The 25,465-nt window shown below is 64.8% G+C and carries 23 protein-coding genes; 13 read left to right on the forward strand and 10 right to left on the reverse strand.

The genetic code is table 11. The annotated features are described in order from the left end of the window. Window positions 1–323: 323 nt before the first annotated feature. Window positions 324–953, forward strand: coding sequence for a TetR/AcrR family transcriptional regulator (locus NLY44_RS02295; protein ID WP_023805582.1), 630 nt, complete (start codon window positions 324–326; stop codon window positions 951–953). 9 nt (window positions 954–962) lie between these two features. Here NLY44_RS02295 and NLY44_RS02300 read toward each other — a convergent pair whose 3' ends face one another. Then, entirely contained in the window at window positions 963–3,059 is a 2,097-nt protein-coding gene (locus tag NLY44_RS02300) for an alpha/beta fold hydrolase (RefSeq protein WP_031201953.1), read from the reverse strand. A gap of 134 nt (window positions 3,060–3,193) precedes the next feature. Here NLY44_RS02300 and NLY44_RS02305 point away from each other — a divergent pair, with 134 nt between their 5' ends. Continuing rightward, window positions 3,194–3,556 (forward strand): hypothetical protein, encoded by a 363-nt coding sequence (locus NLY44_RS02305; protein ID WP_023747832.1) that lies wholly within the window; start codon window positions 3,194–3,196, stop codon window positions 3,554–3,556. Between the two features lie 24 nt (window positions 3,557–3,580). On the opposite strand, the gene NLY44_RS02310 is transcribed toward NLY44_RS02305, so the two are convergent. After that, the gene (locus NLY44_RS02310; RefSeq protein WP_286456577.1) at window positions 3,581–6,445 is read right to left on the reverse strand and encodes a caspase family protein; all 2,865 of its coding nucleotides are present in this window, start codon (window positions 6,443–6,445) and stop codon (window positions 3,581–3,583) included. A gap of 243 nt (window positions 6,446–6,688) precedes the next feature. Next, entirely contained in the window at window positions 6,689–7,924 is a 1,236-nt protein-coding gene (locus NLY44_RS02315) for an ROK family protein (RefSeq protein ID WP_023805580.1), read from the reverse strand. A gap of 166 nt (window positions 7,925–8,090) precedes the next feature. Here NLY44_RS02315 and NLY44_RS02320 point away from each other — a divergent pair, with 166 nt between their 5' ends. The 3 genes from NLY44_RS02320 to NLY44_RS02330 all read left to right on the forward strand — a co-directional run bounded on the left by NLY44_RS02320 (window position 8,091) and on the right by NLY44_RS02330 (window position 11,985). Next, window positions 8,091–8,747, forward strand: a complete 657-nt coding sequence (locus NLY44_RS02320; protein WP_023805579.1) for an SGNH/GDSL hydrolase family protein — start codon at window positions 8,091–8,093, stop codon at window positions 8,745–8,747. 158 nt (window positions 8,748–8,905) lie between these two features. Next, window positions 8,906–10,051 (forward strand): sugar ABC transporter substrate-binding protein, encoded by a 1,146-nt coding sequence (locus NLY44_RS02325; protein WP_032905142.1) that lies wholly within the window; start codon window positions 8,906–8,908, stop codon window positions 10,049–10,051. 71 nt (window positions 10,052–10,122) lie between these two features. Then, entirely contained in the window at window positions 10,123–11,985 is a 1,863-nt protein-coding gene (locus tag NLY44_RS02330) for an ATP-binding cassette domain-containing protein (RefSeq protein WP_084013007.1), read from the forward strand. Window positions 11,986–12,003: 18 nt separating this feature from the next. Here NLY44_RS02330 and NLY44_RS02335 read toward each other — a convergent pair whose 3' ends face one another. The 3 genes from NLY44_RS02335 to NLY44_RS02345 form a co-directional block, all read right to left on the reverse strand. Next, a complete protein-coding gene (locus NLY44_RS02335) occupies window positions 12,004–13,008 on the reverse strand; it encodes a zinc-dependent alcohol dehydrogenase family protein (protein ID WP_023805576.1) in 1,005 nt (334 codons plus the stop codon). Between the two features lie 48 nt (window positions 13,009–13,056). Next, the gene (locus NLY44_RS02340) at window positions 13,057–13,329 is read right to left on the reverse strand and encodes a hypothetical protein (RefSeq protein WP_023685488.1); all 273 of its coding nucleotides are present in this window, start codon (window positions 13,327–13,329) and stop codon (window positions 13,057–13,059) included. 86 nt (window positions 13,330–13,415) lie between these two features. Beyond that, window positions 13,416–14,168, reverse strand: coding sequence for a DUF899 domain-containing protein (locus NLY44_RS02345; RefSeq protein WP_023695474.1), 753 nt, complete (start codon window positions 14,166–14,168; stop codon window positions 13,416–13,418). A gap of 390 nt (window positions 14,169–14,558) precedes the next feature. Between NLY44_RS02345 and NLY44_RS02350 the strand changes: the two genes are divergently transcribed. Further along, window positions 14,559–15,779, forward strand: coding sequence for a hypothetical protein (locus tag NLY44_RS02350; RefSeq protein WP_023805575.1), 1,221 nt, complete (start codon window positions 14,559–14,561; stop codon window positions 15,777–15,779). Window positions 15,780–15,808: 29 nt separating this feature from the next. Next, window positions 15,809–16,456, forward strand: a complete 648-nt coding sequence (locus NLY44_RS02355) for a Vgb family protein (protein WP_023805574.1) — start codon at window positions 15,809–15,811, stop codon at window positions 16,454–16,456. Between the two features lie 49 nt (window positions 16,457–16,505). Here NLY44_RS02355 and NLY44_RS02360 read toward each other — a convergent pair whose 3' ends face one another. Beyond that, a complete protein-coding gene (locus NLY44_RS02360) occupies window positions 16,506–16,811 on the reverse strand; it encodes a hypothetical protein (RefSeq protein ID WP_023689804.1) in 306 nt (101 codons plus the stop codon). A 284-nt stretch (window positions 16,812–17,095) separates the two neighbouring features. Here NLY44_RS02360 and NLY44_RS02370 point away from each other — a divergent pair, with 284 nt between their 5' ends. Next, complete coding sequence (locus NLY44_RS02370; protein WP_023673886.1) at window positions 17,096–17,440, forward strand: PQ-loop domain-containing transporter; 345 nt, start codon at window positions 17,096–17,098, stop codon at window positions 17,438–17,440. Window positions 17,441–17,477: 37 nt separating this feature from the next. Here NLY44_RS02370 and NLY44_RS02375 read toward each other — a convergent pair whose 3' ends face one another. Next, on the reverse strand, window positions 17,478–18,209 hold the full coding sequence (locus NLY44_RS02375; protein ID WP_023805573.1) for a DUF2270 domain-containing protein: 732 nt from the start codon (window positions 18,207–18,209) through the stop codon (window positions 17,478–17,480). A gap of 241 nt (window positions 18,210–18,450) precedes the next feature. On the opposite strand from NLY44_RS02375, the gene NLY44_RS02380 reads away from it, so the two are divergent. Both NLY44_RS02380 and NLY44_RS02385 read left to right on the forward strand, forming a co-directional pair. Continuing rightward, window positions 18,451–20,577 (forward strand): cation:proton antiporter domain-containing protein, encoded by a 2,127-nt coding sequence (locus tag NLY44_RS02380; protein WP_286456581.1) that lies wholly within the window; start codon window positions 18,451–18,453, stop codon window positions 20,575–20,577. Between the two features lie 5 nt (window positions 20,578–20,582). Beyond that, window positions 20,583–20,744 (forward strand): putative universal stress family protein, encoded by a 162-nt coding sequence (locus NLY44_RS02385; protein ID WP_286456582.1) that lies wholly within the window; start codon window positions 20,583–20,585, stop codon window positions 20,742–20,744. A gap of 30 nt (window positions 20,745–20,774) precedes the next feature. Here NLY44_RS02385 and NLY44_RS02390 read toward each other — a convergent pair whose 3' ends face one another. Then, window positions 20,775–21,983, reverse strand: a complete 1,209-nt coding sequence (locus NLY44_RS02390; RefSeq protein ID WP_023712522.1) for an MFS transporter — start codon at window positions 21,981–21,983, stop codon at window positions 20,775–20,777. A gap of 247 nt (window positions 21,984–22,230) precedes the next feature. Here NLY44_RS02390 and NLY44_RS02395 point away from each other — a divergent pair, with 247 nt between their 5' ends. Then, on the forward strand, window positions 22,231–22,659 hold the full coding sequence (locus NLY44_RS02395) for a VOC family protein (RefSeq protein ID WP_155923302.1): 429 nt from the start codon (window positions 22,231–22,233) through the stop codon (window positions 22,657–22,659). 95 nt (window positions 22,660–22,754) lie between these two features. Here NLY44_RS02395 and NLY44_RS02400 read toward each other — a convergent pair whose 3' ends face one another. Beyond that, entirely contained in the window at window positions 22,755–23,342 is a 588-nt protein-coding gene (locus tag NLY44_RS02400; protein ID WP_023699142.1) for a dihydrofolate reductase family protein, read from the reverse strand. Between the two features lie 135 nt (window positions 23,343–23,477). On the opposite strand from NLY44_RS02400, the gene NLY44_RS02405 reads away from it, so the two are divergent. Both NLY44_RS02405 and NLY44_RS02410 read left to right on the forward strand, forming a co-directional pair. Continuing rightward, window positions 23,478–23,894, forward strand: coding sequence for a winged helix-turn-helix transcriptional regulator (locus tag NLY44_RS02405; protein ID WP_023712523.1), 417 nt, complete (start codon window positions 23,478–23,480; stop codon window positions 23,892–23,894). A 455-nt stretch (window positions 23,895–24,349) separates the two neighbouring features. After that, complete coding sequence (locus NLY44_RS02410) at window positions 24,350–25,453, forward strand: flavin-containing monooxygenase (RefSeq protein ID WP_023805569.1); 1,104 nt, start codon at window positions 24,350–24,352, stop codon at window positions 25,451–25,453. Window positions 25,454–25,465: the final 12 nt, after the last annotated feature.

The raw sequence follows: 25,465 nt of genomic DNA on the forward strand, positions 1-25,465 counted from the left end.
GAGGGGGCGCGAAGGAATGCGACGTTCCCGATTTACATGCGTCGAAATAGACCTTTTCCAAGCGGGTGTTGGTCAGGCCTTGATAGGCTGGCGGGAGAGCGCCCCCCTCTGTCCTGCCGGACATCTCCCCCACGAGGGGGAAGATTGGCAGCTCTGCCGCCCCGACTCTCCAGCCGGCAGGGGATGCTTCAGTCTTCACAATCTCAACACGTGACATACCGGCTCTCCTGATTATATGATAAGACTGCTCCACTAAAACGGAGGCGCCTCCGTTTATCTAGTTGGGGGCTTACCCCTTTGGGTTCAAGCCCCATATATCGACAGTGGAGAGAAAATTGACCGAGCAGTCGCAAGCAATTGCCGACGAGAAGCGCGAAGCCGCAGCGCCAAGGCCGCTGCGCGCCGATGCGCAGCGCAACCGCGACCGGCTGGTCGAGGTCGCGGCAGCGGCCTTTGCCGAGCACGGCGTCGATGCCTCGCTGGAGGAGATCGCGCGCCAGGCGGGCGTCGGTATCGGCACGCTCTACCGGCATTTTCCAACCCGCGAGCATCTGGTCGAAGTGGTCTATCGGCGTGAAGTCGAGGCGCTCTGCGCGGCTGCCGATGACCTCGCCAGCCACCATTCGGCCGATGTGGCGCTGGAGCAATGGATGCAGCGCTTCGTCGACTACATCGCCACCAAGCGCGGCCTGGCGGCCAGCCTGCGCATCCTGTTCAACACGAATTCCGCCGTGTTCTCCGACATGTCGGGCCGGGTGTCGCTGGCCTTGCGGCAACTGGTCGAGGCGGCAGTGGCGGAAGGCTCGATCCGCAGCGACGTCGACGCCTCCGATGTGCTGCACGCACTCGGCGGCATCTACTCGGCCCCCGACACCAAGGACTGGCGCGACCGCTCGCGCCGGCTGGTCAAGCTGCTGATGGACGGGCTGCGGTTCGGGGCAGGGAAGAGGTGACCTAGCGGCTCAAGCCGAACCATCGACCGCATAGAACGGAAACGCGCCGGGCAGCCCGCTTGCCGCCATTTCGCCACGCTCCTCGAACCGCAGGCCGGAGCCGACCACGAGATCGCGCACCGTCCTTGATGCGATGATTTCGCCCGGCCGCGCATGGTCAAGCAGACGCGATGACAGTTCGATCGCCGCGCCTGAAAATTGATGGCCCCGCTGCTCGCACTCGCCGATATGCACCGCCGAGCGGACCTCGACACCGGATTGCCGCAAGCGATCGCGGATGGCGATCGCGCACTGGATCGACCGCGTTGGCCGCTGGAACACCGCGAGCACCTTGCCGTCCGATCGGCTGATCTCTCTGCCTTCGGCCGCGAGGAGTTCGCCACGGAGCGCTTCGGCGTGCCGCTCGGCCGGGTCGATGCCGAAAGGCGAGCCCGTCATATCGAGGGACAGCACCGACACAAGCAGCCGTTCGCCTGGGGCCGCCGGCAAGGCGCCGGTGACGAAAGCCTGGATCTCGTCGACGATCCGATCGGAATTCTCGCCCCAGATGACGTGGTCGCGGCCTGCGAACTCAATGTATCGGGCGCCCTCGATGTGCGTCGCCAGGTAACGTCCTTCTTCCCGCTTCACCCAGCCGTCGCCAGTCGTCTGCATGATCAGTGTCGGAACATGGACAGCAGGCAGAATGTCGCGAACATCGATTTCGGCTCCCCAGCGCCACAGGGCGATCGCGTCGGCGGGCGAGGCAGAATTCCTGAGATAGGCGGCGAACCATTCTGTCTCGAACGTGTCGCTCATCAGACTGGGCGCCGCGTTGCTCATATCCGCCGCCGCTCCCCATTCTTTCTCGACGATCGCCAGATCCTCTTCCACCTGCTCGCTTGTCTTCGCCCACGGATAGTCTTGTGACCACCTGCCGCGGGCGTAGGCCCCATTGAGCACGAGTGCCGCTGTGCGCTCGGGATAGGTCGCCGCGAACAGCATGCACATCGGGCCGCCCTCGGAGCTGCCGAAAAGCACCGTGCGCTTCGAGCCAACCGCATCCAGCACTGCCCGCACATCTTCCATCCGCTCTTCCAGGGTCGGCAGACCGACATTGCGGTCCGAGAGCCCGGTGCCGCGCTTGTCCATGCGGATTAGGCGCGAGAAAGTGCCGAGCCGCCGGTGCACATGCGAAAGCCGCGGCGAGCCCCAGGCGTGGTCGAGGTTGGAGACCCATCCCGGCACATGGATCAGGTCGACCGGACCGTCGCCGGTCACCTGATACGCGATGTTGATCCCGGCCGATTTGACATAGTGGGTCGGGGGGGCTGCGAGTTCGTGGCTGAAGCCGGTAGCGTCATCCGCATCAGTCGTGGGTGGCCGTGCCGGCGCCATTGTGCGGCGTGTGCGCAGCGTCTCGAACAATTGCCGCGTCTCCGGCTCCGGCTGCAGGTTGAGATCGCGTAGAAGCGCGGTGCGGCAGTGCTCATATTGCTTCAGCGCGAGATTGGTCCTGCCTTGCGCCGCATAGGCGCGCATCAGGGCACGGTGGACATCCTCCCTCAACGGGTCCATGGCCAGCAGGCGCGCCGCCGCGCGCACGCATGCGGCAGGATCGTTCGTCGCTGCATAATGCGCGACGAGCCTGTCGAGCGCCGCGACGGCCAGTGCCCGCAGCCGCTCGCGTTCGATCCTCAGCCAGTCCTCGAATGGCTCCTCCTTCAGGCCGAAGCCGTCGAGCAGGTCGCCGCGGTAGACATTGAGCGCCAGTTCGAGGTCTTCGGGTGCCGGGCTGGCGACCAGCGCCTCGAACCGCGCGACGTCGAAATCAAGGCCGTCGAGATGCAGAGCGACGCTGTTGCCATCGGTGAGGAAGCGGCCGCCGCCGCACGTCTGCATGGCCTTCCTGACAGACGATACCGCTTGCCGCAGGCTCATTCGCGCCTGCGCCTCGCTGTTGATGCCCCAGAGCAGGGTCGCCAGCTTCTCGCGCGACTGCGAATGCCCCGACTGCAGCGCGAGATAGGCGACCATCGCACGCGCCTTGCGGCTGATGGCTGGAACCGTGGCCCCGACGCCGGCAAAGTCGAAACCACCCAGCAGGTGAAGATAAGGTCCGGTCATCGGATCCGCCACGGTCACAGCGCGACGACGATCCGCTCAAGCTCACTCCATTTCAACACTTATTCCGCCGCCGAGGCGCTTTTCACGATTCCATCACGCAGGTTCCCACGCGTTGCTCACGGCGCTTGAGGAGATTGTTCGCACTGGATCTCTTTTCGCAGGAGGATACCGTGGATCACCCTGGCCCGACCGAGTGGCCCATCTGGCATGACGACCCCGGGCGCGACCGGCAGGAGCTTGGCGCACCATCGCGTCACGATATTGCGCTGGCCCGCTATCTCGAAACACAACAGGCCCATCGGGCATTGGCGGCTCGCAGACTCGATCCGGCGGCGGTCGTGGCCTCTGCACTGGCAGCGTTCGTCCGCTGCCTTTTCCGTGCAGCGCTGCGCCGAATTGTCCGCTGGCCAACCGATGCCGCGACAGGGATGGACGATTTCGGCTTGACGTTGTCCAAGGCTCATGCGGATCTTAGCAAGACCCTTTGGGGCCGCTGAGTGCAGCGCCCTTGGTCGACGATCTCATCCCCAGCCGCCGCCGCCAGCCCCACCGCCGCCTCCGCTGCCGCCGAGAGAAGGAATCACGGGCGGTTTTTGCGGGATCTCCTCGGCCGGCTTGACCACTTTGCCGGTGGTCGCCTTCTTGTATCTGACCACCTTTGGCTGAGGTGCTACGCGAACCACCTTGCGATGTTTCACCGGCGGTGCCGGCTCAAACATCGGCGACACCGAGGTGCAGCCCATGAGCCCGGCCAGAACGCCGGATAGAATTATCCCGATGAATGCCTGCCCGATGAATGTCTGCTTGAATGCCTTGCCCACCATGGCCTCCTTATTGTTCAGAACAAATCCCGACGCGGATTGGCTTCTTCCCAGACCCCCGGGCCGCATTGACCAGTTGCGTGTCCAGCGAACCGGACGGGGGATCTTCGACTTGAGCTCTCGACGCAGGGCGTCCAAAGCTGCCGTTTTCGGCTTGGTGCCGAACTGCGCCAGGCCCTTTTTGGCGTCCGGCAGCTCCTTGCGCAGATCGAGCGCGACGGCGAATGCCAGGAAGCGCACCGCGACAGCCTGATCGGCCTTGTCGCCTTTCGCCATTTCGAGCGCCGCGCGATCATAGGCGCTCGACGGATCGCCGCGCGTGGTCGCCAGTTCGAACAGCCTTTGCGCTTCCGCCGGGTCCTGGCGCACGCCGACGCCGTCCCTGTACATGCGGGCGAGGCTGCCCGGAGCGTAGGGCTGGCCAAGATCGGTGGCCTGCTGGAACAGCGCCTGCGCCGTCTTCGGATTCTTGTCGATGCCCTGGCCGGCGAGGTAATTGCGGCCGAGCAGGTTCATCGAATACATGTCCTGGCGCTGCACCCCCGCTTGCAGGAAGGCGACGGCGCGGGCCGGATCGGCAGGCACGCCATTGCGGCCCTCGGTGAAGATGGCGGCAAGATCGTTCATGGCATAGGTGTGCCCCATGGCCGCCGCCTTGAGCAGCAGGTCGAGGCCCTTGGCCGTATCGCGGTTGACGCCATAGCCATTGAACAGCGCGCGTCCCCACGAGGTCATGCCGTAAGGATCGCCCTTGTCGGCGGCAGCCTTGTAGAGAGCGTTGGCCTGGGTGCGGTCGATGGCCGTCCCGGTTCCGGTTGCGTTGAGATAGCCGAGTTCGAAGACGGCGCGCACATGGCCTTTCTTGGCGGCGTCCTCGATGGCTGTCCTGGCCTCTCTAACCTGGCCTGCCGCAAGCAGGGCGCGGCCGAGCTCGTAGCGGAAGCGGGCGACATCGGGATAGGTTTTCACCGCGGCCTCGCAGGCCGCCACCGCACCGGCGCCGATCTCGTTCGGCAGCAGGCCGGGCACCACACCTTGCAGGTCGAGAGGCTCGCCGGCGGCGGTATCGCAGGCATCGACCGTCGGCGACAGCTTCATAGTCGCGGGCTTGGCCGAGCTGCTGTCGGCGCGGATTTCGAAGCCGACCTCGACCGGCGCGCCGGCGCCGATCTGCGGCTCGTAACGGAGATGGTCGACTTCACCGGCCAGAAGGCTGGATTGCGGCGACAAGGTTCGATCAGGCAATGACAGCGTTCCCGTTGCCGGATACCCCGAGACCTTCAGGCTGACCGCCGGATCGTCGGTCGGGAAATCCAGATTGAGCGCGACCGGGCCGACGCCGACGGGAATATCAAGCTTGCGGTTCTCGATCGCTTCGGCGGCGCCGGTGATGTGAATGCCGCGCTCCAGCACCTGCTGCTTCTGCTCGGCCTCGAGCGAAGCCATGATCTGCTGACCCGCCGCACCTTCGCCGCTCTTGACGCGGAACACCAATATGCCCTGGCTTCCGCCGCCCCAATTGTCATGCGTGGCGTAGGCCAGCATATCCACCTCGTCCTGCGTGGCGGCTCCTTTGGGGATATCCATCTGCAGGCGCGGCAGGTCCTTGCCGGCGATCGGTTCGCCCACCGCGACGTCTTTGCCGTCCAGCACCAGACGGCCCATTGCTGGCGGACGTTCGATGCTGACGCTGATAGCGCCGCCATCGACATCGACCGGCTCCGGCAGGCCGAGAGCGACAGGACCGATCCCCGAGAGCACTACCTTCTCCAGCACTGGCGGCAGCGAAGGCCGGTTGTTGCGGCGCACCAGCACCACGTCATCGATCAGCGAGGAATTTTCCCAGGGCACCTGCATGCCGTTGGTGGCCTGCACGACATCGCGGCGCACCGCCGACATGACCGTGCGGATCTCCTGGTTCGGCGCCAGCGCGCGCCGCGAAAACGCCGACGAAAACGGGCTGAGGTCGCCGCTGCCGTCATAGGCGACCGCACCTGGTTCGGTGGCGAAGGCAATCAGCGTGTTGAGCGAGCTTCGCACCTGCGCCAGCCCGGTATTGCCGGCGGTGACAAGCTGGTCGCGCAGCCAGTAATTGTTGCGCGGGAAGGGGTTGTTGCGGCAGGCATCGAGGATGATCACCTGGATCTTCGACTTCGAGCGCAACTGCTCCAGCACGTCGTTGAGCTTGATGGCCTGGACCTCGATATCGGCCGCCTTCTTCAACGAGGCGTCGACGGGTATCAGGAAATTCTCGCCGCCGATCTGAAAGCCGTGCCCGGAATAGTAGACGACGGCGAGATCGGCGCCGTCGGCGGCGGCCAGATAGTCCCGGAACTGGCCTTCGAACTGCTGCTTGGTGAGATTCTCGGCGACGAAAACCTCGAACCCCGCCAGCCGGAATGTGGCCGATACATCCTGGGCATCCTTGGCCGGGTTCTTCAGCGCCGGAATGTTGCGGTATTCGGAATTGCCGATAACAAGCGCGACCCTTCGATCGGCGCAGGCTTCGAACGTCGTGAGGCCGGCGAGGATGAAGACCGCGATGAATCCACAAAGTCGGAGCATGGCAAAACTCCTGGCAACTGCCGCCTGACGCCGACGAAGGCATTCTGCGGCATGAGGTCCGTTAAGAGTATGCAACCTGCCACAGGATAAAGTGAAAGCCCCGTCACCGCCAGACCATGGCAGCCGATTTCTTTCAGCGCTGGTTGACCGTAGGGTGGCAGTAGCACGCGCTTCGAGATCGGGTATGTGACAAGTCTCACAGATCGCTGTTTTGGTGATCCGCCCGGGCGGCCAGCCGCAACCCTACTCCTTGAAGAGCAGGTCCTTGTCGTTCGAATATTTGACCAGCAGCGGAATGCTGGCGCCGCCGATGACGGGACCGAGATGGCCAAACGTCCCTTCGATGACCGAGAACGGCTCGGGACGATCGGCAAGGATCCGTGCCAGCTTTCTGCGCATGGCCTTGGCGATCTCCTTGCGCACGCCATTCGGTATGGCGCCATCGATCACCACATTGTCGATGTCGAGCAAGGCAACGGCACTGCGGGCGGCATAGGCAAGCCCGTCCGAAACCTCATCGATCCACGCGGTGAGCGGCTCTCCAAGGTCGCCCCAATCGTCGGGCGACGACCAGATGCGGCCGGCGCCCTCGTCCCCATTGTCCTGGTCGTTGAGCTTGCCGGCCAGCGAATGCAGCGAAGCGACGCGCAGCAACGGGGTCATCCGGTCGCCCTTGCGCCCCGGCGCGGGCACCGGCATGTCGCCCAGCGCCCCGGCCAGCTTGTTGCGGCCGGGGAACAAGTGATGATCGAGCACCAGGCCGCCGCCGATGAAGTGCCCGACATAGGCATAGAGAAAGTCGGCGCGCGATCCGCCGGCGCCAAACATCAGTTCGGCCGCGGCCGACACCGTGGCGTCGTTGTAGAGGAACACCGGCCAGTCGAACGCCCGGTCCAGTTCGGCGCGAATGTCGATTTCCCTCCAGGCATCCAGCCTGCTCGCCGGCACCGCGCCCTCTTCGCTCAGGTTCCACTGATGGAATGGCGAGGCGATGCCAAGACCCGCGATGCGGTCTTGCTCTATCGATCTGTGCTTGCGGCACATGCGCGCGATGGCGCCCTTGGCGAATTTCATCACCTCGACGGGCGTCGGGTAGTCGAACAGTGTGCGTTCGAACGCCATCACGTCGCCGACGAAATTGACCAGGGCGACATCGGCGCTGCGATGGTCGACCTTGAGGCCGAAGGCGTACGCGGCTTTCGGGTTCAACGCATAGGGAACCGAGGGTTGCCCCAGCCGTCCGCGCAAAGGCTCCAGGCGCAGCAGCAGCTTGTTGTCGGCGGCGCGGTTGACGATGGTGGTGATGGTTTGCGCGGCCAGCCCGGTCAGCCGCGTCAAATCGGTCTTGGCCAGCTGCCCGTGCCGGCGGATGAGCGAGACGATCAGGCGTTCGTTGTAGATGCGGCTCTCGGCCTGCGTGGTTCCGCCGCTGCGGCCCTCGGCGATCTTTTCGAGACTGAAGAAGCTGGTTCCGGTCACGCTTTCCCCTGCGCAAGGAGTTTGGCCGCAAGGCGAGCCGATCAAAGCGCTGACGTAGCAATGCGGGCATGGCAAGGCAACACTTAAATCCACCCGATGGAAAAATGTAGTTGACGCCGGCCGGCCTGCTGTCGTTCAAAGTATGCAGGCCTGGAGGAGCAATGCCGTGACGCAGACCCGGACCATCATGTGCTTTGGCGATTCCAATACCTATGGCGCCATTCCCACCCTGGCCCGGGTCGGACGGCACCGCTTCACGCCCGACCGGCGCTGGCCGGGCATCATGCGCCGCCAGCTCGGCAGCGGATGGGATGTGATCGAAGAAGGGCAGGGCGGGCGCACCACCGTGCACGACGATCCGATCGAAGGTCTCCACAAGAACGGGCTCAAATCGCTCCCGGTGTGCCTGGAAACGCATATGCCGCTCGACCTCGTCATCCTGATGCTCGGCACCAACGATCTCAAGCATAGGTTCTCGGTAACGCCGAACGACGTCGCTGGGTCTATTGAGATCTTGGCCAGAATTGTCCTGCGCAGCGAAGCTGGCCCCGCGGGCGTGGCGCCCGCGGTCCTGATAGTAGCGCCGCCGCCGATGCTGGAGGTCGACTGGTTCGGCCAGATGTTCCTGGGCGGCGCCGCAAAGTCGATGCACTTTGCCGGCCTGTTCCGCGATGCGGCCCGGCGCGCCGGCGCCGCGTTCTTCAACGCCGGCGACGTCGTCGAATCGAGCGCGGTAGACGGCATTCACCTCGACAGCGACGCGCATCGCGTGCTCGGCACGGAATTGGCCAAAGCCGTCCAGCCGCTGATCGCCAAGGCGTGATCGCGTGGGCGAGCCACCCGACTATCTCTGATTAATTAATTCCACTGGAAAAACTTTTGACTTGCAAGCGGGAAGGTGGGTATCTGGGGAGACTGGGAAGAGTAGCGACCGCGAGGCTTACGAAGCGCGGCAACAATCAACGACAGGGAGGAAGTAAAATGCGATCTGACAGGAACATGATGCTGGCGACGCTGCTCGGCGTTGCCGCTGTGCTCGCGGGCGGTACCGTCCTGGCAAGCGCGCAGGACGGCCCGGCCGGGCTCACCAAGCCGGCGGTATTTGCGCCGTTCGACCCGAAGGCGCCGGCCTGCAGCCCACCGCCCGGCCTGAGCAAGGTGCTGGCCTTCGCGCAGGACAACGAGCGTGAATTCATGCAGGGCGTCGACCGCGGCCTGGCCGCCGCCGCCAAGGATCGCGGCCTGGAATATCGCCGCGCGCTTGCCAACAATGACGCCGCCAAGGGGGTCGAGCAGGTGCAATTGTTTCTCGCCTCCAAGATCGGCGGTCTGGTCGCAGCCCCCGTGGACCCGGCCTCGATGAGCCGCAGCCTGCAGGAGCTTATCTGGTCGGGCGCCTATGTCGGCACCATCGTGCCGCCGCCGGCGACGTCGCTGCTCAACGCGCCGCAATACGAGACCGGCAAGGTGCTGGCCGAAGCGGCCGCGGCCTACATAAAGGACAAGCTCGGCGGCAAGGCCAATGTCGTCATCCTGTCGCATGACAGCATGGAATTCCTGGCGCCGCGCTTTGCCGCCATGCGCGAGATCTTCAAGGCTATGCCAGGCGTCACCATCGTCGCCGACATCTCGCCCAATCCCGTCAACAAGGAAGGCGGCTTTGCCACGATGAGCACTATTCTCCAGGCCCATCCCGACGTCGATGTCGTGCTCGGCGCCGACACCGTCGTGCTCGGCGCGCTGGCTGCGCTGGAAGCGGCGGGCAAGGCGCGGCCGGACCAGTTCCTTGGCGGCATCGACGGCGAGCCGGAGGCGGTCGCCGCGATCAAGAAAGGCGGCGGTCCCTACAAGGCAAGCATCAGCCTGGCGTCGCCGGTCTTCGCTTATGCCATGGGGCAGCACGCCGCCGACTGGCTGGAGGGCAAGAGCATCCCGCAGGCGATGGATATCCTCCCCGTGGCGCTGACCAGCGACTACATGGCCCAATACGAGGCCGACGTGGCCGATCCGGCCGCGGTCTACAAGGACCCGAAGCGCCGCGACATCTATCTCAGGATGTACGGCAACATTTGCTACGATACGCGCGACCAGTATGTGAATTTCCCCTGGTCATCCGAGGCAAAGTAGCGCCTGTTTTTCCCGCGCGATACGGGCGGGTCAGCCTGACCTGAAACCGCCCGCTTCAGTCAGAGGCAAGCATGAGCACAGACAGCCTTCGAACGGGGACGACACCGCTGCAAACGGGCCGGTTTTCATCCTTGCTGCCGGGCGTCAAGGCGCCGGGCGAAGCGTCTGGCCGCATCGGGCTGGCGCTGGTCGCGCTGGGCTTGATCATCGCCTTCTCGCTGTTGAACAAATCGTTCTTCAGCCTCGACAATTTCGTCGTCATCGGCGTCAACTCGACCTCGATCCTGATCGCCGTGCTCGGCACCTCCGCGCTGCTGATCGCCGGCTATGTCGACCTCTCCATCGGCAGCATGGTCGCCTTGATCGGCATCATCACTGCCAAGGTTGCGGTGGCGACGCAGAGCGCGCTGCTGGCAATCTGCGTCGGCCTGGGTCTGGGCCTTTTACTCGGTCTGCTCAACGGTCTGCTGGTGCGCAGGCTGAGCATCTCGCCGTTGATCGTCACGCTGGCGATGCTGGCGCTCTATGGCGGCCTTGCCTTCGTTGTCTCCAGCACCGCGGTCTATGGTTTTCCCGAGGCTCTGCTCGAATTGGGGCGGGGCAAGATCTTCGGCATCCAGTACACCGTGATCATCGCCGCGCTGGTCTTTGTGATCGGAGCCTTTGTTTTGACCAGCACGGTCACCGGCTTGAGGCTCTACGCCATAGGCGGCGACCCGCGCGCGGCCGAACTCTGCGGCATTCCGGTGGGGCGCACGGTGGTTGGCCTCTACGCCGCCAATGGCTTGCTGATCGGCCTGGTCTCGGTGCTGATCGCCGGCCGTCTCGGCAGCATCACGCCGACCATCGGCGTTCGCTTCGAGCTCGACGTGCTCACCGCTGCAATTCTCGGCGGCGTTGCGTTTTCCGGCGGCTCCGGCAGGCCGCTCGGCATCGCCATCGGTGTTGCCACCATCGGCATCCTCAATGCAGGATTGATCTTCGTCGGCCTGCAATCATGGTGGCAATCCATTTCGGTGGGAAGCATGCTGTTGCTGGCGTTGGTGGCCGATCAGGCTGCGATCGGTTTTCGCGGCCGGCGAGCTCGGGCGGCCGCGACCAACTTCACGGTGGCGGACAATGGTGCCGTCGCCTCAGCCGGCCCTGCCGTGACGGCGGGCAATGCAGAAGCCCCGCAAGGTCCGGCATTCTCGATTGCCGGCGCCCGCAAATCCTACGGCGCGCTGACGGCATTGGAAGAGGCGAGTTTCACGGTCGGCAAAGGCGAGATCGTCTGTCTGCTCGGCGACAATGGCGCCGGCAAGTCGACGCTGGTGAAGATTATTTCGGGCGCCATCCGGCCCGATGCCGGCGCGATGACCCTCGAGGGCCAGCCGATTTCCTTCAGGAGCCCGCAGGATGCACGCGGCGCCGGCCTGGAGACCGTCTATCAGGATTTGGCGCTCTGCCCGAACCTCAGCGTCGCCCACAACATGATCCTGGGGCGTGAGGAAACGCGGCGTTGGCTCGGTGTCTTCCCGGTTCGCGACGACCGAAAGGCCGCCGAGCAGTGTCGTGCCCGGCTTGCCGCGCTGGGCGTCACGCTTCGCGACGAAAACGTTCTGGTGCGCTCGCTGTCGGGCGGCCAGCGGCAGTCCATCGCCATTGCCCGCGCGCTTGCCGATCACGTCAAGCTGATCTGCCTCGACGAGCCTACCGCCGCGCTCGGCGTCAAGCAGACCGCGCAGGTCGTCAAGCTGATCCGTTCGATCGCCGTCAGCGGCACCGGCGTCATCCTGGTCACGCACGACCTGTCCACAGTGCGGGCGCTGGCCGACAGGATCGTGGTGCTCAGCCTCGGCCGGGTGGCCTACGACGGCTCGGCCAGACAGCTGACGGCCGATCAGCTGTGGGGCCTGATGGCAAGCGGCACGCTCGCGCCGGCCGCTGGGTAGGAATGCCGATCGCAGGGTCTAAAGCTCGAGGCAGATCTTGCCGAAATGCCTTTGCGCTTCGTAATGCCTGAAGGCGGCGGCGATGTCCTGCAGTGGAAAGCTGCTGTCGATGACGGGCTTCAGGCGGTTGACCTCTATGGCACGGATCATGTCCTGCTGGTCGGCTTTGCTGCCGATGGAAATCCCGCTGATGCGGATCTGGTTTGAAAACAGCGCCGGGACTGACACTTCTGCTGCAAAGCCGGTCAGGACGCCGATGAGTGCGATATGCCCACCTGTCCGGCAGGCCGCTATCGACTGCGCCAGCGTCGCCGGTCCACCGACCTCGATCACATGGTCGACGCCGAGTCCGTCCGTCAGTTCCCTGGCCTTGCCGCCCCACTCCGGCACCGCCTTGTAGTTGATGACGCTGTCGGCCCCGAGCCGTCTGAGCTTCTCCAGCTTCTCTTCATCGGACGACGTGGCGATGACCCTTGCGCCGGCGGCCTTGGCAAATTGCAGCGCAAACAATGACACGCTGCCGGTGCCAAGGATCAGCACGGTGTCGCCGGGCTTTACCTTGCCGCATGTCACCAGGCCGCGCCAGGCCGTGACGCCCGTGCAGGTCAGCGTTGCCGCCTCGAGATGCGTATAGCCCGCCGGCGCCCTGGTGAAGGCCTGCGCCGGCATGCACACATACTCGCTGGCGAAGCCGTCGAAACTGTCTCCGGGAATGTCGCGGCTTATATCGGATCTCATGTCGCCGGCCAGCCACCAGGGGTAGAAAACACTGACGACGCTGTCGCCTGGCTTGAACGTGTCGACGCCATCGCCGATGGCGATCACCTCGCCGGCACCATCCGACAGCGGCACGCGGCCGTCAGCGAGCGGCACCTTGCCTTGTACGGCGAAATCGTCGCGCATGTTCAGCGCGCAGGCGCGAATCCTGACCAGCATTTCGCCCGGCCCAGGCCGGGGCTGATCCTCCTCGACCAGGTCGAGCTTGTCCAACCCGCCCGGCGCTCTCAGCCTGACCAGCTTCATTGTCTCTCTCCGACGTAAAGAGCGGTAGAATGGCGGCGGCGGTCCAGCCTATCGCCGGACCGGCCGGCCGGAAATCACGCGCAGCCAAGGCGCCAGATGGACGGCGCTCATCAAGAGATACATCAGCGGCATGCCGGTGAGCGGGGAGGCATCGGCCCCCAGGCACGACATGACGCCGTCGCCAGCGTGAATGCAGGTAAGCAGCGCCATCACGGCGAAAACAGGGGCCGCGGCGAGGCACAGCCAGTCGGCGGTGCGGAGAGAAACTGCATCGGAGCGTTGAGGGACCTCACTGCCGGTGCCTGTGCCGATATCGCTCATGGTCGTAATCCCTTGATGATCAATGCCCGGGTTTCCTGTCCCGTGAGGGACAGGAAACCAAGCTGGATGGGCGCCGCTCCAGGTCCTTACTTGCCGTCCTTGTTGCGGAACGCGGCTTCGCCGGCCGCCGACACTTCCTCCCACGTCTTGTCGGGTGCGGCGTCGTAATTGTCGTGCCAGTTCCACCAGCTGTAGAGCTCGGTCTGCGGATAGCCTTCGGGCGAATCCTCCCAGATTTCCTGGCGGCCGAGCGGCGTTGCGTCGAGGTAGCTCCAGACCGTGCCCATCTGCTCGTCGCCGCGGTTGTTGATGAAGTACGTGCGATACACTTTCTTGCCGTCCTGGATGAACACGTTGTGGCCGTGCCATTCGTCGACGCCGAAATCCTTGTCGAAACTGTCGGTGATTGTGTACCAGGGCATCTCCCAACCCATCCGCTGCTTCAAGCTGGCAATGTCGGCCTGCGGCGCGCGGGAGGCATAGGCAAGCGTGGTGTTGCGGGCGTTGAGATGGGCGAGATGGCCGACCTGGTCGGCGCCGAGCGAACAGCCGCGGCAGGCATGCTCGGGCCAGCCGTGGACGCCGGGTTCGTAGAAGGCGCGGTAGACGATCAACTGCCGCCGGCCCTCGAACAAATCGAGCAGGCTCGCTTTGCCGTTGGGACCTTCAAACACATAGGCCTTGTCTACTTCCATCCATGGCATGCGCCGGCGCTCGGCCGACAGCGCGTCCCTGGCGCGCATCGTTGCCTTTTCCTTCACCAGCATCTTTTCGCGCTCGGCTTCCCATTCCTGCCTTGAAACGACCGGTGGGGTCTTCATTGCCACGTGCTTGGTCATTGCTTTGTTTCCTTTGCCAGTTGTTGAGCCGTTGTGGCTTGTCGTTGACTGTTGATCGTGAGGCAGGCTAGGGCCGCGAGGCGGCGAGGGCGGAGTTACAAATGTGACGGCATTTGCAGGCGGGCCACCGCAGCAGGGGTGGCGAGGCCGCACGGTGGGCTCGAAGTCCTCGGAAGCAGGCATGGTCGGATTTTCCCTATTGAGAAGCTTAATACGACTGTCTGAGATGCTCAGGCTAGCGAATGCGAATATTGCCGTCAACGCAGGCCTAGGCGTCTTCAACCAGTCCAGATGGCTAGGTCGCCGTCCGCGGCTTGCTGCTTGGCGGTGGTGACTTAAGTTAGGGCCGGTAAGGGGAGCGGTGGGAGTTACAAATGTGACGGGATTTGCATGGACTCGCTGATCACCGCGGCAGGGCTGGCGCTGGCGGCGGGCAATCCGCTGGCGGCACTCGACCGCGTCGCCTTGCGCGAGGATGCCCCGGCGCTGGCGTTGCGCGGCATTGCCATGGCGCAGCTCGGCGATTTCGATCGCGCCAAAGTACTGTTGCGTAGGGCCGGCCGTGCCTTCGGTCCAAAGGAGGCGGTGGCGCGCGCCAGGTGCGTTGTCGCCGAAGCCGAGATCGCGCTTGTTTCGCGTGATCTCGGCTGGCCGTCCAAGGCGCTCGACGCGGCGCGGTCGACATTGGAAAAGCATGGCGACCGGCTGAACGCGGCGCATGCCGGGCATCTCAAAGTGCGCCGCCTGCTGCTGATCGGCCGCCTCGACGAGGCTGAAGACGTGCTGGCTGGGCTCGATCCGTCGCCGCTTCCGCCGGCCTCACGCGCCGCGCATGAACTCGCGGTTGCCGGCATCGCCATGCGGCGCCTGAAGACGAAGGCCGCGCGCGCAGCCCTTGAGTGGGCGCGCCATGCCGCCCGCCGGGCCGGCATTCCGGGTCTCATGGCGGAGGTCGACAGCGCCTTCCTGGCGCTGGAGACGCCGGCGGCGCGGCTGATCGCAGGCGGCGAGGAGCATCCGCTGTTGCTCGAAGAGGTCGAGGCGCTGCAGGCGTCGCGCGCGCTGGTCGTCGATACGTTCCGCTATATCGTGCACAAGCAGGAAACAACGATCTCGCTAGCAACGCGGCCGGTGCTGTTTGCGCTGGCGCGCGCGCTTGCCGTAGCCTGGCCGGCGGATGTGCCGAGGGCGACGCTGATTGCCCGCGCCTTTGGCGGCCGGCATGCCGATGAATCGCATCGCGCCAGGCTGCGGGTCGAGATCGGCCGGCTGCGCGCCGAATTGCGGCCGCTGGCGGGCATCGGCGCGACCAGCCAGGGCTTTGCGCTAAAGCCGCGCGAAGCAGGCTCCGTGGCGGTGCTGGCGCGGCCGATCGAGGAGCGGCACGCCGCGGTGCTGGCCTTCCTGGCCGATGGTGAATCCTGGGCCAGCTCGGCGTTGGCGCTGGCGCTGGGCGCCGGACAGCGCAGCGTACAGCGGGCGCTCGAGCAGTTGGCCGAGACCGGCAAAGTGCAGTCCTTCGGCCACGGCCGGGCGCGGCGCTGGATGACGCCACCGGTCGCTGGTTTCACGACCACCTTGTTACTCCCGTCGCCGCTGCCGAACGGCTAGGAAAGGTGACCATGATCGAGGACCAGGACATGAAACATTCAGCAGCGGAAATCCTGCGCGAATACGGGCCCTTTCCTGATGTCGACACCGTGCACGGCGTGAGCTTCGACGGACAGAATGTCTGGTTTGCGACGGGCGAGCGGCTGACCGCCTTCGATCCGGCAAGCGGTGAGACGCTGCGCTCGATCGATGTCGCCGCCCATGCCGGCACCGCCTATGACGGCCGGCATCTGTTTCAGCTCGCCGGTGACCGCATCCAGAAGATCGACCCGGATACCGGCAAGGTGCTCTCCACCATCCCGGCGCCCGGCGGCGGCCGCGATTCCGGCATGACCTGGGCCGAGGGCACGCTCTGGGTGGGGCAGAACCGGGAGCGCAAGATCCACCAGATCGATCCCGAGACCGGGAAAATCCTGCGGACCATCGACTCGAACCGCTTCGTCACCGGAGTGACCTGGGTCGATGGCGAGCTCTGGCACGGCACCTGGGAAGGCGACCAGAGCGATGTCCGGCGCGTCGATCCGCAAAGCGGAAAGGTGCTGGAACGGCTCGACATGCCGGCAGGGGTGGGCGTTTCCGGGCTCGAATCCGACGGCGGCGACCGCTTCTTCTGCGGCAGCGGCCCCGGCGGCGTGGTGCGATCGGTGCGCCGGCCCAGATCGGCCGGCAGCGTATAAGGCCGCGGCCGGCGGCGTTCGCTTTATGGTGCGAAACGTCCCGCCGAGATCATATCCCGGAGCCGTCGAGCAGCGGGACGTCTTCGCCTTGCCACGGACTTGGCATTGAAGCCCGGCTCAGATTGGCCGTCGGCAGCGGCATCCAGCATTTCAACTCCGGTTCGGGGTATTCGATCACCCGTCCTGGCGACGAATCGGAAGAGCGCCAGCCCTCCGTGCCGAACTGGTCGGCGCGCGACCAGTAAGCGAGGTCGACCTCGGCCGGCCCCTGTTCCGATGGCCTGACCGTGACCAGGATGCGGCTGCCGTCCTTGGGCGCGCTCGCCATGTGCCGCCAGCGATCGGGTTCGTCCATTCTCATGTCCTCCTGCACGTTGCAGGGATAGTCGCCGCGCTCTTGGCAGCGGTCAACCCGAACTTTGCCCAAGCACGAGATCTGTTTAGTACTCCCGCGCCGTCGGCCGAAACAGGATCTGGTTCATGTCGACCTCGTCGGGCTGGCTCACGGCGAACGCCCACATGGCGAAAGAATCCGGGTGCCGGGCCGCAACAGGAAAATCGAAGCCGGCATGTGAACGGGCTCACATGCCGCCACTGCAAGGAACGCTATGGGACGTCCGGCCATGACAGGGGTTTCGGATGACACTTGCAGATCTGTCTTTTTATCTCTTCACTATTTTCAATGGCTTGCGCGTGGTGTCCTACCTGCCGCAGATCGTGCGGGTGGCCCGGGACAGGCACGGGGCGTCGGCGATTTCCTACGCGACCTGGCTGTTGTGGACAGGCGCCAACGCCACGACGGGACTCTACGCCCACATCAATCTGAACGATCCCGCTCTGGCGGCGATCAACTGGCTGAACGCCGTATGCTGCGTGCTGGTCATCGCGCTCACCGCCTACAAGCGCCATCGCGCACGGCTTCCGGTTGAGGAAGCCGCAAGCCGGTCGGAAGCGACCGCTCTGATGGTCGACAATGTCTGCTGAAGATCACCGCGGCAGATTGCGCTTTTCGAGGCCGCTCTCAGACATGCACGGTGCCATGCGAAAGCTCGCCCTCGTCGCTTGAGATGAGGAAAGCGGCTGCGAGTAGGCCGACATAGAACAGCCCGACCATGCACACGACATAGATGCCTGGAACCGGGCCGAGCTGCGCCACGCGCGCGGCGTCGAGAAATGACGCGCCCAAGCCTATCGGCGACCTTTCGCGCTGCAGACTGGGCGTCGTGATCTTCAGCACCCACGCCAGCATCAGGATCGTGTACATGAAAATGTAGTTGCGGCGCAGCCGGCGCACCAACGCCGCGCGTTGCGAGATCAGGAAGCGCGGCGAACGCAGGCCTTCGCCGACGATGGCCAGCCAGTTGGAGGCGTAGTCGGGCTGCGGCGAGAAGATCTGCGCGAAATAATAGCGCTCGAACTGGCGCACCCTGGCCCGGTAGACGTCGAAGAAACGATAGCGCCGCGCCTCGATCCATAGCAGCAGCGTGGTCAGCAGCATGGCAAAGAGCAGCACCCCGTGATGGGCGCTGGGCGTCGAGAGTGAGACTGAGAGCATGGCGGCGACGACAGTAATCGCCCAGTTGCTGGTACGGTCCAGCCGGTCGCGCCAGCCGGCCATGCGGGCGATTTCGGCGCGGTGGAAATGCGACATGGTGGCCACGAATTCCGATGAGGTGAGCTTCAGCGCGAACGCATCAGAGGCCCGCGGCGCTGCAGCCGCTTCGTCGGTTTTCACGGTCTTGACCTGGGACATCCCTTGCCACGCGCCTCCCAACGCCATGGCCGGCCGAAACGACGCCGGTCATCCCCATCCGCGCAACGCGCAATCGGTTGAAAATGTTCCGTCGCCGGCCCGGGTCTCGGCGGTTTATCCGCAGTCAGATAGGCCCGTTATGCGATTCAGGTAAGGAGGAACCTGCGGCGCGCCAAGGGAGCGTGGCGTGCAACCGATCTCGCCCTCAAAACGTTATACCGGGCACACAATGAGGGGGTGCATGTCCTTCGTGGTCAACCGGCGCCGGTCGGTCGCGCTTGCCGCGGCAGCTTTCGCATTCATGCCGGCCGCATCGTTGGCAGCCGAAAAGACCGGCATGTCCAGCGAGGGCATTTTCGTTCTCGAAATCCTCCTTTTGCTTCTCGTCGGCCGCGGCATCGGCGAGTTGCTGGAGCGTCTCGGCCAGCCGGCGGTGATGGGTCAGCTCATCGGCGGCATCCTGCTCGGGCCATCGCTGCTCGGCTGGCTATTGCCGGAAGCAGAACGCGTGATCTTTTCAGGCGACGCCACCCAAAAGAGCATGATCAGCGCCATCGCCCAGCTCGGCGTGTTGATGCTTCTGTTGCTCACCGGGATGGAGACGGATCTGCGGCTGGTGCGCAGGGTCGGCCGTGCGTGCTTTTCCATCTCCGCCGCGGGCGTCGCCGTGCCTTTCGCGCTCGGCTTCACCGCCGCGCAGTTCATGCCGGCCTCGCTGCTGGCCGACGGAACCGAGCGCATTGTCGCCGGTCTCTTCCTCGGCACGGCGCTGTCGATCTCCTCGGTCAAGATCGTCGCCATGGTGGTGCGCGAGATGAACTTCATGCGCCGCGATCTCGGTCAGACCATCGTCTCGTCGGCCATCATCGAGGACACGATCGGCTGGGTGATCATCGCCATCACCATCGGCATCGCCACCAAGGGGCGCATCGAGCTCGGCAGCCTTGCCTTCACCATTGTCGGCGTCGCCGCCTTCATGGGGTTTTCCTTCACGATTGGCCGCCGCATCGTCTTCGACGCCATCCGCTGGACCAACGATACGTTCCGCAGCGAATACGCCGTCGTCACCGTCATTCTCGCCATCATGGGCGCAATGGCGCTGATCACCGATCTGATCGGCGTCCACACCGTGCTCGGCGCCTTCGTCGCGGGCATACTGGTTGGGGAATCGCCGATCCTGTCGCGTCATATCGAAGGGCAATTGCGCGGCGTCATCATGGCGCTGTTCATGCCGGTTTTCTTCGGCGTCGCCGGCCTTTCGGCGGATCTCACCGTGCTTGTCGACCACGAGCTTGCGCTACTCACGGCCGCTTTGGTGCTGATCGCCAGCTTCGGCAAATTCGCCGGCGCCTTCATCGGCGCCGAGCTTGCCGGCATGAGCCGCAAGGAAGGCATCGCCGTCGGTTGCGGCATGAACGCGCGCGGCTCGACCGAAGTCATCGTCGCCTCGATTGGCCTGTCGATCGGCGTTCTGTCGCACAATCTTTTCACCATGATCGTGACCATGGCCGTCATCACCACGCTCGCCATGCCGCCGACCTTGCGTTGGGCACTCGGCCGCTTGCCGATGGGCGAGAACGAGAAGAAGCGTCTGGAGCGCGAGGAGATCGACCAACGCGGCTTCATCGCCAATCTGGAACGACTGCTGGTGGTGACCGATGAGGGCGTTGTCGGCCGCTTTGCTGCTTACCTCGCCGGAGTCGTGGGCGCCGGCAGGCCGACGACGGTGCTGCATGCCCGAGGCGAGGGGGAGGAGGCCGAGCCCGGCACGGATGCGAAGCTCGAGCCGATCGAAAAGGGTGCCGAGGACAGCCGCGAGGCCGCCAGGAGTTCGGACGAGGAGCTGGCCCGCGCGGCGCCTGTCACGCGGCGCCACGAGGCCGAGCTTTCGGCCGAAACGGTTGCCAAGGAGGCGCGCAAAGGCTATGGGCTGCTGCTGATCGGGCTCGGCCGCGCGGTCACGTCTAAAGGTGGGTTTGCCCGCCGCATCAACGAGATCGCCGGCGCCTTCGAGGGCCCGCTATGCCTGGTGCTGAAGGCGACCGGCGCCGGCCGCCAGATGCCAAGGCTAGGACCTGAAGGCGGGAAGATTCTGGTTCCGGTCAACGGCACCGCGATCGCCCGCCGGGGTGCCGAAATGGCACTGGCGATTGCAGCGGTCACGGGTGCGCGGGTCAAGATACTTTATGTCGCGCGCGTCGGCCGCGACGAACCGCGCGACACTGTCTCGCATCGCCGCAGGGAGGCGGTGCTGAAGGATACCGTCGCACTAGCCGACCGCTATGGCGTCGAGATCGAGACGGCCATCCGCAGCCGGGCCGCCGCCGCCGATGCCATTGCCCGCCAGGCCGGCAGGGGGCGGCGCTGATCGTCATGGGCGTGGCGCGGCGCCCTGGCGAGGAACTCTTCTTCGGCGAGACGACCACCGGCGTGCTGCAGCGCTGCCAATGCCCGGTGGTGCTGATCTCGGACGCCAGGCTCAGCCGCGACGACGAGGGCAGGGAAGAGCTGCGCTCGGGAACGGGGACAGGGTGATGAGTATTTCCCCTCGAGGGGAAATTTCGCTCATGCCGCCTGCAGCCTCTCTCGGCCGGGCTGCGGCGGGAAGGCGATGGCGATGCCGGCAGCACCGAGGCCGATCAGCGCCGAGCCGATGAACAGCCAGGAATAGCTGGCATAGGCGTCGAAGATCATGCCGCCGGCGAGCGGGCCGAACGACATGCCGAGGCTGGACAACAGGGTCGCGGCGCCAAGTATCGTGCCGATGATGCGCGGCCCGAAATAGTCGCGCGCCAGAACCGCATAGAGCGGCATGACGCCGCCATAGGTGGCGCCGAAGATGATCGCCAGGAGATAGAACTGCTCGAGATTGCCGACGGCGAGATAGGCGGCGATCACCACCGCCTGGATGGCGAGGCCCACGATCAGCACCGGCTTGGCGCCCAGCCTGTCGCCGAGCACGCCGTAGAGCACGCGCCCGCCAAGGCCGGCAAGGCCCTCGACGCTGTAGATCGACACGGCTGCCATCGGCGCCACGCCGCACGACATGGCATAGCTCACCATGTGGAAGATCGGCCCCGAATGCGCCGCGCAACAGGCGAAGAAGGTCATGCCCAGCACCAGGAATTGCGGCGAGCGCAACGCCTGGCCGACTGACATGCCGGGGGCCGCGGCAGGTGCGGGCGCGCTGCCATCCGCTGCCGCGACCGCCGCCGACGGCTGGCGCACCAGGAAGACGGCAGGCAGCAACAGCACCCAAGCCATGATCCCGATGTCGAACATGGCGGTACGCCAGTCATAGGCCGTGATCAGCCAGCGCGCGAAGGGCGAAATGGTCATCGGCGCCACGCCCATGCCGGCCGAGACCAGCGACACGGCCAGGCTGCGATGGGTCTCGAACCAGGCGGTGGTCAGCGCGATCATCGGCGCGAAGAAGGCGCTGGCCGCCATCCCGACGATGACGCCATAGCTCAGCTGGAAGACCAGCAGCGATTGGGCTCGGCTCGCCACCACCAGCGACAGGCCGAGCAGCACCGCGCCGGCAAAAACCACCGGGCGGGCGCCGACACGGTCATAGATGGCGCCCCAGGCAAAACCGCCGGCCCCCATCACCAAGAAATTCAGCGTCATGGCGCTGGAAATGCCGGTTCGCGACCAGTTGGTTTCGAGCGCCATCGGCTCGAGAAAGATCGCCAGCGAAAACATCGCGCCGAGCGCCACACAGGTCATCAGCGCGCCGCACGCGACGATCACCCAACGGTAGGAACTGTTCATGCTCTTCTCCCGAGATCGGTTTCGATGCAGCGCCACTCGCTCCAGCTCCGTTGCGCCGCTTGCGTCCGAAGGACGTTGGCGGGATTTCGAATCCGACAATCCGGTTGCATTTTTTATCCGGTCTGCGTGGAAGTCCATCCGGATATGACAAAAGCAGGGGTGTAAGGCTGCCAAGCGCGCCGACAAGATAGACTGCCGAATTGACGAGCCGCTCCGCGGCACTAGCTTTGTGGTCTCGCGACGGGAGATATCGCTCATGGAACTGCATCGCGGCCGCCTCATCGACCACGTCCAGCTGGTGGTCAGGGACCTCGCGGCGAGCCGGCGCTTCTATGAAGCCGTCTTCAAGATGCTCGGCATTCCGATCGGCGGCGAGGCCGAGGACTATTTCTGGGCCGACGAGCTGTTCATCTCAAGCCTCGACAGCCGGGCGGCGAGGGGACAACTGACCGGGCGCCATCATCTGGCCTTCCAGGCCAGGGATAACGCCATGGTCGATGCCTTCTACAGGGCCGGCCTCGATGCCGGCGGGGCCGACAATGGCGCGCCGGGTGAGCGGCCCTACCACCCCGGCTATTACGCCGCCTTCCTGCTCGACCCCGACGGCAACAACATCGAGGCGGTGTTTCACGGGCCGGCAAAGCGAAGTGCCGCTTCGGTCGAGATCAATTTCTAGCGCAGGTTCACGAGGAGTGGGTTGCGGTGATCCGTCCGGAGTTCTCGTAAAAACAAAGAGTTGAAGCGGTCCACGGATTCAATCGCTGAACTGCTTCACATTGGCGGCGCGTAGCGGTTCACCACCATTCCGCAGGCATAGGCTTTAGAGCCGAGCAGGCGCAATTTCCGGAAGCCGCCACGGTCGAAAATCCGCTCGCCGTCGCCCAGCGCGGCCGGATTGATGAACAGCTGGAACTCATCGACCAGTCCCGCTGCAATCAGCGCCGAGGCAAAGCCGGCGCCGCCGAACACCGCCATGTCGCCTTCACCTTCAGCTTTCAGCGCCTTGACCTCGCGCGGCAGGTCGCCGCTGGCAAGCGTCGTGCGCTCCCACCGCGATGCCGCGAGCTTGTCGCTCAGCACCACCTTGCGCGCCTCGACGATGCGCTGCGCAAAGGCGTAGAAGGGATCGCGCGGATAGTTTTTTGCCGCATTGCCCCAATGGGTTAGATAGCCTTCTTCGGCCATCTTGCGGCTGAGCAGAATGGTGTCGATGCCGGCGAACACCGCGTTGAAATCCTGCTTCAAGTCGTCGTCCCACGGGCAGTTGGCGCCCCATTCCCAGAGCTGCCAGTGCTCATCGCCGGCCGCGCCGACAAAACCGTCGACCGATATCTGCATCTGCAGGATCAGTTTTCTCATCGTCGTTCTCCTGATTGAGCTCTGGTGTCACCAGCGCCAGGTCAGGCGGCGTTGGTTATTGCTTTACTTTCGGAACCATTGACATGAGTGAAAAATGATGTCATTGTAAAGTGATTTAAAAATGGAAGCATTTAAATGTCGACCAGGGAAAGATCCGGCTGTCCCATCAGCCTGTCGCTCGAATTGCTCGGTGACCGCTGGACGCTGCTGATCATCCGCGACATGATTTTCGCGGAAAAAAGGCACTTCCGGGAGTTCCTGCTATCAGGCGAAGGCATCTCGTCGCGCACCCTGGCCGAGCGGCTGCAGACCTTGCAGGATGAGGGCATCGTCACAAGAAGCGACGACCCCACGCACAAGCTCAAGGCGATCTATAAGCTGACCGAGGCGGGCATCGACCTGTTGCCGGTGCTGGCGACGCTCGGCGCCTGGGGCAGCAAGTACCGCAACGCCGATGACGAGCTGGCAAGGATCGCCGACGAACTGGCCGCGGGCGGCGAGGCGGGCATGGAGCAGATAAAGAAGAAGCTGCGCGCCGAGCATATCGGCTAGCGAGCAAGGCCAGCCCTCCCTTGGGGCCGATGGCGGGCTAGATCGACACGACGTCGCGCAGCCTCACCCTTCCCATCCCGCAAATCGCTGTGGCCGGAGCCATGTCTGCTTCGGATTGCCATCGCCCGAACCACGGCCTCTTCCAGCCAGCGCGGTGGGGGGGGCGGCATGCATGCCGATTGGGCCCCATGCCGCCATGCACGTAGAGCTCTTCGACCGCGGTGCGGCCGGCGACAGGCAGCCCGTCCGACAGCATGGGCGATTGCCGGGATAGACATTCGTCACCGGGGGTGAGCCGAGACCGGACAGGATGCGCAGCGTGCGCGCCGCGATGCGAAGGCGTCTCGGCGCTAGCGCGCCGATCCACCTTCTCCAACAAGGGGAGAAGGTGAGGCGCGCCTTGTCCCGCCTGCGCTTCTACACGTAGCCTAAGGAGCTAGCGGGAGGAGAATCGCTTGGACACCACTGTCGTTATTGTCGGCGCCGGGCCCGCCGGCCTTGCGGTCGGTGCCTGCCTGAAGCGGGCAGGAGTGGATTTCATCCTGCTCGAAAAATCGCAGGAGATCGCGCCCGCCTGGCGGCGGCACTATCGGCGGCTGCATCTGCATACGGTCAAGTCGTTCTCGTCGCTGCCGTTCCTGCCCTTTCCCAAAAATTATCCGCGCTACGTGCCGCGCGAAATGGTGGTCCGCTATCTCGACGACTACGCGGAAAAATTCGATCTGCGCCCGCGCTTCGGTGTGACGGTGAAAGCCATTCGCCTCGGGGACGGCGGTTTTCTGGTCGAGACAGGATCGGACAACCTCAAGGCGCGCCATGTCGTTATCGCCAGCGGTAACAATGCCGAGCCGATCATCCCCCGGCTCCCTGCCATCGAGGCTTTCAAGGGCGAGGTGCTGCACAGCGCCGACTATACGCAAGCGGCGCCCTTTGCCGGCCGCTCGGTGCTGATCGTCGGCATGGGCAACACCGGCGCCGAGATCGCGCTCGACTTGGCGGAAAGTGGCGCGCGTCCGACCATTTCGGTGCGCAAGGGCGTCCACATCGTGCCGCGCCAGCTGTTTGGCCTGCCGATCCAGATGGTCGGCATCGCCAGCCGGCCAATGCCGCAGGCGCTGAACGACTGGATGTTTCCGATCATCCTCGATTTCGCGCTGGGCAAGCTCGAGAAATACGGCATCGTCAGGCCGAAGCAGGGCATCCTGCAACAGATCGACGAAGTCGGCCGCATCCCGGTCATCGACGTCGGCACGGTCGACGCCATCACCAAAGGCGCCATCAAGATCGCGCCCGACATAGTGGGCTTCACCGAGCGCGGCGCTACGTTCATCGACGGCAAGCAGCAAGCGTTCGACGCCGTCATCCTCGCCACCGGCTATCGCCCGGGCTACGAAAAGTTTCTGCCCGTGGAATTGCAGCCGGAGCGCAGTGGCGTCAACGCCCGCGCCTCGCAACTCGGCCTCTACCTCGTCGGCTTCTACAATCCGGTCACCGGTCTGCTCAGGGAAATTGGACGCGAGGCGAAGGCAGTGGCGGCCGACATTGCTCGGCGAGGCTGAAAGGGGCGGCGT

Source organism: Mesorhizobium sp. C089B (assembly GCF_030323125.1).
Lineage (GTDB): Bacteria > Pseudomonadota > Alphaproteobacteria > Rhizobiales > Rhizobiaceae > Mesorhizobium.

Excerpts from the sequence above, each read along its gene's own strand:
- NLY44_RS02300 (WP_031201953.1), bottom strand. The coding sequence starts at position 3,059 with ATGACCGGACCTTATCTTCACCTGCTGGGTGGTTTCGACTTTGCCGGC.
- NLY44_RS02310 (WP_286456577.1), bottom strand. The coding sequence starts at position 6,445 with ATGCTCCGACTTTGTGGATTCATCGCGGTCTTCATCCTCGCCGGCCTC.
- NLY44_RS02325 (WP_032905142.1), top strand. The coding sequence starts at position 8,906 with ATGCGATCTGACAGGAACATGATGCTGGCGACGCTGCTCGGCGTTGCC.
- NLY44_RS02330 (WP_084013007.1), top strand. The coding sequence starts at position 10,123 with ATGAGCACAGACAGCCTTCGAACGGGGACGACACCGCTGCAAACGGGC.
- NLY44_RS02335 (WP_023805576.1), bottom strand. The coding sequence starts at position 13,008 with ATGAAGCTGGTCAGGCTGAGAGCGCCGGGCGGGTTGGACAAGCTCGAC.
- NLY44_RS02340 (WP_023685488.1), bottom strand. The coding sequence starts at position 13,329 with ATGAGCGATATCGGCACAGGCACCGGCAGTGAGGTCCCTCAACGCTCC.
- NLY44_RS02345 (WP_023695474.1), bottom strand. The coding sequence starts at position 14,168 with ATGACCAAGCACGTGGCAATGAAGACCCCACCGGTCGTTTCAAGGCAG.
- NLY44_RS02350 (WP_023805575.1), top strand. The coding sequence starts at position 14,559 with ATGGACTCGCTGATCACCGCGGCAGGGCTGGCGCTGGCGGCGGGCAAT.
- NLY44_RS02355 (WP_023805574.1), top strand. The coding sequence starts at position 15,809 with ATGAAACATTCAGCAGCGGAAATCCTGCGCGAATACGGGCCCTTTCCT.
- NLY44_RS02360 (WP_023689804.1), bottom strand. The coding sequence starts at position 16,811 with ATGGACGAACCCGATCGCTGGCGGCACATGGCGAGCGCGCCCAAGGAC.
- NLY44_RS02370 (WP_023673886.1), top strand. The coding sequence starts at position 17,096 with ATGACACTTGCAGATCTGTCTTTTTATCTCTTCACTATTTTCAATGGC.
- NLY44_RS02375 (WP_023805573.1), bottom strand. The coding sequence starts at position 18,209 with ATGTCCCAGGTCAAGACCGTGAAAACCGACGAAGCGGCTGCAGCGCCG.
- NLY44_RS02380 (WP_286456581.1), top strand. The coding sequence starts at position 18,451 with ATGTCCTTCGTGGTCAACCGGCGCCGGTCGGTCGCGCTTGCCGCGGCA.
- NLY44_RS02385 (WP_286456582.1), top strand. The coding sequence starts at position 20,583 with ATGGGCGTGGCGCGGCGCCCTGGCGAGGAACTCTTCTTCGGCGAGACG.
- NLY44_RS02390 (WP_023712522.1), bottom strand. The coding sequence starts at position 21,983 with ATGAACAGTTCCTACCGTTGGGTGATCGTCGCGTGCGGCGCGCTGATG.
- NLY44_RS02400 (WP_023699142.1), bottom strand. The coding sequence starts at position 23,342 with ATGAGAAAACTGATCCTGCAGATGCAGATATCGGTCGACGGTTTTGTC.
- NLY44_RS02405 (WP_023712523.1), top strand. The coding sequence starts at position 23,478 with ATGTCGACCAGGGAAAGATCCGGCTGTCCCATCAGCCTGTCGCTCGAA.